The sequence below is a fragment of the Collinsella aerofaciens genome (assembly GCF_015670745.1).
Taxonomy (GTDB): domain Bacteria; phylum Actinomycetota; class Coriobacteriia; order Coriobacteriales; family Coriobacteriaceae; genus Collinsella; species Collinsella aerofaciens_T.
On record NZ_JADPCH010000033.1, the window covers coordinates 1 to 8,571 of the forward strand.

The 8,571-nt window shown below is 58.2% G+C and carries 5 protein-coding genes; all 5 read left to right on the forward strand.

Going from position 1 to position 8,571, the window contains the following annotated elements:
* Positions 1-310: 310 nt before the first annotated feature.
* The 5 genes from I4W07_RS08925 to I4W07_RS08945 all read left to right on the forward strand — a co-directional run bounded on the left by I4W07_RS08925 (position 311) and on the right by I4W07_RS08945 (position 8,412).
* Positions 311-3,076 (forward strand): YhgE/Pip domain-containing protein, encoded by a 2,766-nt coding sequence (locus tag I4W07_RS08925; protein WP_271739785.1) that lies wholly within the window; start codon positions 311-313, stop codon positions 3,074-3,076.
* Complete coding sequence (locus I4W07_RS08930; protein ID WP_196026405.1) at positions 3,077-5,266, forward strand: YhgE/Pip domain-containing protein; 2,190 nt, start codon at positions 3,077-3,079, stop codon at positions 5,264-5,266. It begins immediately after the preceding gene.
* A gap of 339 nt (positions 5,267-5,605) precedes the next feature.
* Positions 5,606-6,589, forward strand: coding sequence for a DMT family transporter (locus tag I4W07_RS08935; RefSeq protein WP_196026406.1), 984 nt, complete (start codon positions 5,606-5,608; stop codon positions 6,587-6,589).
* 116 nt (positions 6,590-6,705) lie between these two features.
* Complete coding sequence (locus I4W07_RS08940) at positions 6,706-8,004, forward strand: M20 family metallopeptidase (protein ID WP_117839795.1); 1,299 nt, start codon at positions 6,706-6,708, stop codon at positions 8,002-8,004.
* Positions 8,005-8,043: 39 nt separating this feature from the next.
* Entirely contained in the window at positions 8,044-8,412 is a 369-nt protein-coding gene (locus tag I4W07_RS08945; RefSeq protein WP_196026407.1) for an MFS transporter, read from the forward strand.
* Positions 8,413-8,571 lie beyond the last annotated feature (159 nt).

The following is an 8,571-nucleotide window of genomic DNA, read 5'->3' on the forward strand; positions in this document are numbered from 1 at the left end:
GCATTACCAAAACATCGGCGGTCCAATAATGATCCCTTGGGGACGGAGGAAAAGTAGTCATTGGGGACGTTCTTAAACGACTAGTCGTTTAAGAACGTCCCCAATGACTGGTCGGATTGATAATTTGTGCGGGTTGTGGTTTTGTGACCTGCTGAAATTTAGGATACTGTACATCTGTACGTTAACTCATCTTCGTAGTATATTGCTACCCGCAAAACTCAACACCATTGTGCTTTGAGACGTTAAAGCGCCTACTACAATGGTTGTCGATAGTACGATTCGATTCAACGACAGGATGGATGGTCCAAGCGTGAGTCTCGGCAGCAAACTATCCAACGCAAAGGTCTCCTTTGCGATCTTTAAGCGCGACATCAAGCGATTGCTCGTGAACCCCGTCGCCCTGGTGGTTACTTTGGGCGTGTGCGTCATTCCCTCGCTGTATGCCTGGTACAACATCGTGGCTAACTGGGATCCGTACGGAAACACCCAGGGTATCAAGATTGCCATCGCCAACAACGATCGGGGCACCCAAAACGACTTGGTGGGCGAGCTCAACGCGGGCGACCAGGTCGTCGATCAGCTCAAGGAGAACGATCAGCTGGGCTGGACCTTCGTCGATTCGGCGGCCGACGCCAAGGAGGGCGTCGAGAGCGGTGAGTACTATGCGGCCATCGTAATCCCTAAGAACTTCTCGGATAACCTGGTCTCGATGCTCGACGGCAACTACCATCAGCCCAAGCTTACGTACTACGTCAATGAGAAGAAGAGTGCTATTGCGCCCAAGGTTACCGACACCGGTGCAAGCACCATCGAGGAGCAGATCAACTCGGAATTTGTCTCCACAGTGGGCGAGACCGTTGCCAGCATCGCCAAGGATGCCGGGGTCGATTTAAAGGACAAAGCAACCCAGACTCAGAATTCGTTGGCTGGTTCGGTATCAGAGGCATCCGGTACCTTGGGTGAGGTGCGCGATTCGATTGGCGACATGAATGCCGCCATCGATAAGACGAGTGGCGCTATCGCCTCGGCTGATGCCGCGTTGGCGGGCCTGCAGGGTCAGACGCCCTCTCTAACGCAGGCAATCGCTCAGGGCAATGACCTGCTGGGCGAGGCGCGCGCTACGGCGGGCAACTCTGTCGCCTCGCTCTCCAAGGCACTCTCGGAAGGCAGCCTTGCGCTCACCAAGACGTCAGCCTCCGCGAACGCTGCGATTGGCAAGCTGACGGGCGCGGTCACATCTACGACCACCCGCATCGACAACTCGCTTGAGTCTCTCCAAGCGACGATCGACCACAATAAGGCCGTTATCGGGCACTTGGAAATTCTCGTTAATGACACGTCGACAGGTTCCAAGGAAATTGACGCGCGCATTGTATCGACCATCGATTTGCTCCGCGAGCAGAATGAAAAGCTTCAGAGCATCAAGGACGGTCTGTCTGCGCAGTCGAGCGCCATGGCGAATGACGCCGCGGCTGTCTCGGGCGCCAGCGACGCTATCAATAACGCAATCCAGACCGGTGCGACCAACCTTGGCCAGGCCCAGACGGACCTGGGTCAAAACGCGCTGCCGAAGGCTTCCAGCGCGCTCGACTCTTTCTCGGTTGTATCGGGCGACCTAACCGGTATCGTGTCGGGCCTCACGCCTACAATCGCCAATGCGCGCGGTACGCTATCGCAGCTCGATGCCACGCTCAAGCAGGCCAAGACCACGCTGTCCCAGACCGATGCCTCACTTGCCAAGGTTCAGAACAAACTTGCGACCGCTGCCAACGACATCGCGGCGCTGCAGACCTCCGAGTCCATGGGCGAGCTGTCTGATCTGATGGGCGTCGATGTCAATGACGTGGCAGATTTCATGGCATCTCCGGTTGAGTTGACGTCCAAGTCGATCTATCCGGTCAAGAGCTTTGGCTCGGGCATCGCTCCCTTCTACACCAATCTGGCGCTTTGGGTGGGCGGTTACGTACTCATCGCCATCTACAAGCTCGAGGTCGATCGCGAGGGCATTGGCGGCTTTACGGCGCGCCAGGGCTACTTCGGCCGTTGGATGCTCCTGGTGATCCTGGGCGCGCTCCAGGCCACCATCGTTACGGTAGGCGATCTGGTGATTGGCGTGCAGTGCATCAACCCGCTGCTGTTCGTGCTGGGCGGCATCGCCATCTCGTTCACCTACGTCAATATCATCTATGCGCTGTCCACTACGTTTAAGCACATCGGCAAGGCAATCGGCGTCATTCTCGTCATCGTGCAGATTCCGGGTTCGTCGGGCATGTATCCCATCGAGATGATGCCCGGCTTCTTCCAGTGGCTGCACCCGCTGCTGCCCTTTACCTACGGCATCAATCTGCTGCGCGAGACGGTCGGCGGCATGTACTCGTTTAACTACCTGTTTAACCTGTGCATTCTGGGCGTGTTCTTGATCGTGGCGCTCTTTATCGGTCTGCAGCTGCGTCCGCTGCTGCTCAACCTTAACCTGCTCTTTGATAAACAGCTTTCCACGACCGGTATGATGATTTGCGAGTCCAACGACCTGCCGCGCCAGCGCTACTCGCTGCGCACGGCCATGCGTGTCATGCTCGATTCCGATTCGTACCGTCGCGAACTGCTCGATCATGCGGTCGCCTTTGAACATCGCTACCCGTACTACATCAAGGGCGGTTTTGCCGCCGTGGTGGGCGTTCAGGTCCTGCTTTTTGTCCTGTCGACGGTTCTCGATATCGACAATAACGGCAAGATCATCCTGCTTGTCATTTGGATCATCTCGGTTATTGCCATCTGCGGCTGGCTTATCAATATCGAGTACATCCGCTCGAGCCTCAACACCCAGATGCGCATCTCGGCGCTTTCGGATGAGGACCTGCGCCGCGAGATGCGCGAGCACACGGCCGCCATTCCGGCCGCTCGTCGCATGTTCGGCTTGAATGCGAGCGAGCGGGGGTCTGAACCCAAGACTCAGGCTGTCAACCAATGTGGTCATCGCGATGCGGCCCATGTGCCCGAGAACGGGGATGACACGTTTGTGATGAATGAAAAGAACGCCCCGCTCGGCAAGCACTCCAAAGGAGGTGAGGCATAAATGAAGAACATCCTGCATCTGTTTAAGCGCGATGTCCAAAACGTGTCTCGCTCCGTAATCGGCTTGGTTGTCGTGATGGGCCTCATTATCGTACCGTGCCTGTACGCGTGGTTTAACATCGCCGGCAGCTGGGATCCGTACGGCAACACCGGCAATCTTAAGATCGCCGTGGTCAACACCGATGAGGGTTACGAGAGCGATCTGATCCCCGTCGAGGTCAACGTGGGCGAAAACGTGACCGCCACCCTGCGCGGTAACGAGAACTTCGACTGGGTTGTGCTCAACGATCGAGAAAAGGCCATCGAGGGCGTCAAATCGGGCGCATACTATGCGGCTGTCGTTATCCCTAAGACGTTTAGTGCCGATATGATGACGCTCTTTTCGACCGACGTTAAGCATGCCGATATCGAGTTTTACGAGAATCAGAAGGCCAACGCCATCGCGCAGATCGTGACCGAGAAGGGTTCGAGCGCCGTTCAGAACCAGGTTAACGAATCTTTTACCGAGACCATTACGAGCATCGGTCTTAAGACGGTGTCCAGCCTGCTCGATTACATGAGCACCGACCAGGTCAGCAACTTTATCGCCAATCTGTCCTCGACGCTCGGCGATTCGATTGGGGACCTGCAAGACGTTCAGGCTAATGCTTCGTCGCTGGCGGGCATTTTGAGCTCTACGTCCGATTCGTTGACGTCGGCGAGCGGTATGCTCCAGCAGACGGGTACGGTCGATGAGTCGACCAAGCAGTTGATGGAGCATGCCAAGAGCGGCATGAGCGATTCCAAAGAAGCGCTGAAGGCCGCCAACGACGCCATCAACGCCGCGATTGACGGAAGCGCGGGCTCGTTCGACAACGTGTCCGCCGAGCTTGCGAAGGCATTCGATGCCGCGAATCAGCATGTCGACCTTACGGTGTCTCAGCTCAACGATGCCGCGGCGGCGCTCAATACACGTGCCGACGATATCGACGCCACGGCCGACCAGCTCCGCGGCTTTGCCGAGCAGGTCAGTGACGAAAAGCTCCAGGAGAGCCTTAAATCTGTGGCAACATCGCTGGGCAGGATCGCGGTGGAGTATCGCAACAACGCCAAGGACCTGACGGCAACTGCTAAGTCCCTTTCTGACAGCATGGCAGAGGTCAACAGCACGCGTGCCGAGGTCGATCAGGCCATCGCCGATGCCAAGGCGGGCATTTCGGGCGCTAAGTCCGACTACGATTCCACGTTCTCGGTTAAGGCCAAGGAGCTCAAGAAGACGGTTTCGGGCATCCTGGACTCGCTCGATGGCATCTCGGGCGATCTGGACAGCGTCGTAGACGGCCTGACCGACGCATCCGGTTCGCTGGCAAAGGGCCTCTCCAAGGCTGCAAAGCTGGTCAACAAGGCTTCTGATCAGCTGGGCGAGGCGTCGGGCAAGATCAGTGCGTTTAAGGACGAGCTCGACGGCGCCTTGATGTCGGATGACCTCGCTACGATCAAGACGATGATCGGCAATGATCCCGAGGGTCTGGCCGTGTCGCTTTCCGGCCCCGTCGCGCTCGATCGCAAGCCGGTCTATCCGATCCGCAACTACGGTTCGGCCATGGCACCGTTCTACACGATTCTGTCGCTCTGGGTGGGCTCGATTGTGCTGGCAGCCATGATGAAGGTCTCGGTTGACGATGAGCTTATCAACGAGCTCATCCCCGTGCGCCTGCACGAGATCTACCTGGGCCGCTACCTGTTCTTTGGCGGTCTGGCCCTGCTGCAGGCAACGCTCGTGTGTGCGGGCGACATCCTGTTCTTTGGCATCCAGTGCGACGACCCGCTGCAGTTTGTGCTGGCGGGCTGGGTCGCGAGTCTCGTGTTCTCCAATATCGTCTACACGCTTACGGTTTCGTTTGGCGATATCGGCAAGGCGCTCGCCGTCGTGCTGCTGGTCATGCAGGTCGGCGGTTCGGGCGGCACGTTCCCCATCGAGATGACCGGCCCTGTGTTCCAGGCGATCTATCCGTTCCTGCCGTTTACCCATGGCATTAACGCCATGCATGCCGCCATGGCTGGCGCCTACCATATGGAGTACTGGGTTGAGCTGGGCATTCTGGCGAGCTATCTGATTCCGTCGCTGGCCCTGGGCGTCGTCTTCCGCCGCCCAGTCATCAAAGCCAACGACTGGATCATCGAAAAGCTGGAATCGACAAAGCTAATTTAGTGCGGCAACGTTAACGCTGATGTAGCACTAATGCCAGCGAGCGAGCCGCATTTGCGCCAAGGTGACGTGAAATGAAAGGGCGCTGACCTTCTGGTCGCGCCCTTGAAATTGAACGTCAGATTGGCGTGAATGCGGCTCGCGTAGCGTCGGCCGGTCCGCCGTTCGGTAGAACGGCGGAACAAAACGCTTTAGTGGGCTGGATTGCGTGGGTTGCTTGGTTGTTGCTACAGTAGCGGGGCGTGCCGGGGGTCCGGTGCGCCTCGTTTTTATTTGACCATGAGGCGGCACGCAGCCATACGCGTGCGGACACCACGCCCAGTTTGAGTGTGAGGATGTTCCATGGCCCAATACGCTGCCAACGAAATCGAAAACATGCCCGATAGCCCTGTCGCACGGGAGGACCTGGGCGCCGGCGGCACCTCCCGCGGCGCCGGCGCGCGTTCCCCGTTCTTCTGGAAGGTCTTGCTGCTATCGGTGGCGGTCATCTGGGGCTATTCCTTTACCACCATGAAAGATGCGCTCGACACCATTCCGGTGTTCGAACTGCTCTATATTCGTTTTCTTCCGGCTTCGCTGGTTATGTTCGCCATCTTCCACAAGCGCATCATCGCGCACCTCAACGCCCGCAACCTGATCGTCGGACTTGGCATGGGCACACTTATGTGGGCCGCCTACGCCCTGCAGACGGTCGGTCTGGCTCAGACCACGGCGGGCAAGAACGCGTTTTTGACGGGTACGTACTGCATCCTCGTGCCCTTTGCGAGCTATTTCCTGAGCGGCGAAAAGCTCACGCGTTACAACTTGGGTGCCGCATTGCTCTGTCTGGCGGGCATTGGCCTGGTGGCGCTCGATAGCGTCGAGTTCAACATCGGTGATGCCATTACGCTGGGCGGCGCGGTCTTCTTTGCCATCCAGATGGCGGTGACCGCCAAGTACGGCCGCAAGATGGACATCAACGTCATCACGTTTTGGATGTTTGTGGGCAATGGTGTCTTGAGCCTTATCTCGTCGCTGCTATTCGAGACCCAAGCGCCGCTGTCCGTTTGGACGCCGAGCTTTATCAGTGTGATGGCGTTTCTCTCGGTGGGCTGCACATGTGTGGCTCTGCTCATCCAAAACGTCGGCCTGGCGCATGTCCCGGCCTCGACGGGCTCGCTGCTCCTTTCGATGGAGTCGCCTTCGGGTGTGCTGTTCTCGGTGCTGCTGATGGGGGAGGCGCTCACCTCGCGCCTGCTCGCCGGCTTCGTGCTTATCTTCCTGTCGATTATCTTGAGTGAGACTCACTTCGATTTTTTGCGCAAAAAGCCGCGCCCGCAATTGTAAACAACTTGTTGCGCCGCCCTCCCGGGGCGGCATTTTTTATGCGTCGCCCTTAAAGTTGTACCTTGCACTTTATGCTATCAAAGTGCTTGCTGCAAAAACGTTACTGGAGGGCATCTATGGCACCAGCTTTGTCCGATTTTCAACCGCAACCAGCGCCCAAGGCTACCGCAGCGGCGCAGGCCGCTATCGGTGACGGTCTTGTTGCAGAAGCTCAGACTTTTGCAGACGAGCTTGCTGTGTGGCGACACGATCTACACCAGATGCCCGAGCTGGGTAACAACCTTCCGCAGACGTCCGCCTTTATCCAGGCGCGTCTGGACGAGATGGATATTCCCTATGCCGTGCTTGTCGACGGCTCCTGTGTCGTTGGCCTTATCGGTGCCGGCGCGGCAGCTGCTGCTCGGGGTAACGGTACGTGCACGGACAAGCAGGCCGGTACGGTCATCATGCTCCGCGGCGACATGGATGCCCTTCCCGTTGCCGAGGAATCCGGCGAGCCCTTTGCATCCACCAATGGCTGCATGCATGCTTGCGGTCACGATATGCACGCGACGGCGCTGCTTGGTGCGGCTCGTATGCTCAAGGCCCGCGAGTCCGAGCTTCTCGACGCCAACGCCACGGTTAAGTTGCTGTTCCAGCCGGGCGAGGAAACCTTTGAGGGTGCCCGTGCTGCCATCGTCGACGGTTTGCTGCAGAGCCCACGCCCCCAGGCCGCCTTTGCCATGCATGTCAATAGCCAGTCGCCGCTTGGCCTGGTGCTCTACGGCAGCCCGGCGCTCTCGGGCGTGTACGGTTTTCGCGTCACGCTTCAGGGCAAGGGCGGCCATGGCTCGAGCCCCGAGATCTGCATCGACCCCATCACGGCCGGCGTCCATGTGCATCTGGCGCTTCAGGAGCTCATCTCCCGCGAGGTGCCGGCGGCCAAGGAGGTCGCGCTTACCGTTGGCAAGTTCGCCGGCGGTCAGGCCGCAAATGTCATCCCCGACACTTGTGTGCTCGAGGGAACGCTGCGTGGCTTCGACGTCAAGCTCATGGAGCACCTCAAGACCCGCATCGCGGAGGTCGTCAAAGGCGTTGCCACGACCTATCGTACGCCGGCGACTATCGAGACGCTCTCGGATGTTCCGCCGCTGGTACTCGATGACAATATGACCCAGGCTTCACTTGGCTATGTGGGTGCGACACTGCCCAAGGCCACCTTCCTGCCGCTGTTCCACGCCATGGCGAGTGAGGACTTCGCGTTGATCTCGAGTGAGATCCCGAGTGCGTACTTTACCGTGGGCGCTGCCGTGACTGATACGGACGAGCATTTTGCTCAGCATCATCCCAAGGCACGTTTTAGCGATGCCGAGCTTCCCCTTGGCGCCGCGGCTTATGCGGCAGTCGCTTTGGGCTACATCGCCGACCACCGGTAGCACCCAATCTTGCTACTCGTTTGTTTAAAAAGGAGCAGTATGTCCCAGCAGCGTAAGTTCTTCCCCGGCTGGCTCGTGGTGGCTTCCGGCTTTGTCATCATGGCCACGTGCTACACGATTTTCGTTAACTGCATGAGCCTGTTTCAGCCGCTCGTCGTCAGCGACCTGGGCATCACGCTTGCGCAGTACAACATCTCCAACGCCATCTCCACCGTGGTGAGCGTTATCGGCTCACTTGTGATCGGTCATGTTGCCGATAAAGTAAGCGGTCGCGTTTTGGGCTCCCTCACTGTAATCGCCACCTCTGCCGTTCTTGCCGGCATGAGCCTTGTCGGTGAACTGTGGCAGGTCTACGTGCTCTTTTCTGTTTGCCCCGTTCTGTTTGTGGCCGCCCTGGAAGCCGAATAGATGCTCGTACCATCATTCGGTTTCCAAGGCGGCCACGGGCCTACGAAATGATCCGTTTTCCTCCGTCCCCAACAGATCACGTAATCCGAAGGGGACGGAGGAAAACGGATCACAAAACGCGGCGGTGCGTCTGACCGAACGAGTCCCCATACCCTCGTT

Excerpts from the sequence above, each read along its gene's own strand:
- I4W07_RS08935 (WP_196026406.1), top strand. The coding sequence starts at position 5,606 with ATGGCCCAATACGCTGCCAACGAAATCGAAAACATGCCCGATAGCCCT.
- I4W07_RS08930 (WP_196026405.1), top strand. The coding sequence starts at position 3,077 with ATGAAGAACATCCTGCATCTGTTTAAGCGCGATGTCCAAAACGTGTCT.
- I4W07_RS08945 (WP_196026407.1), top strand. The coding sequence starts at position 8,044 with ATGTCCCAGCAGCGTAAGTTCTTCCCCGGCTGGCTCGTGGTGGCTTCC.
- I4W07_RS08940 (WP_117839795.1), top strand. The coding sequence starts at position 6,706 with ATGGCACCAGCTTTGTCCGATTTTCAACCGCAACCAGCGCCCAAGGCT.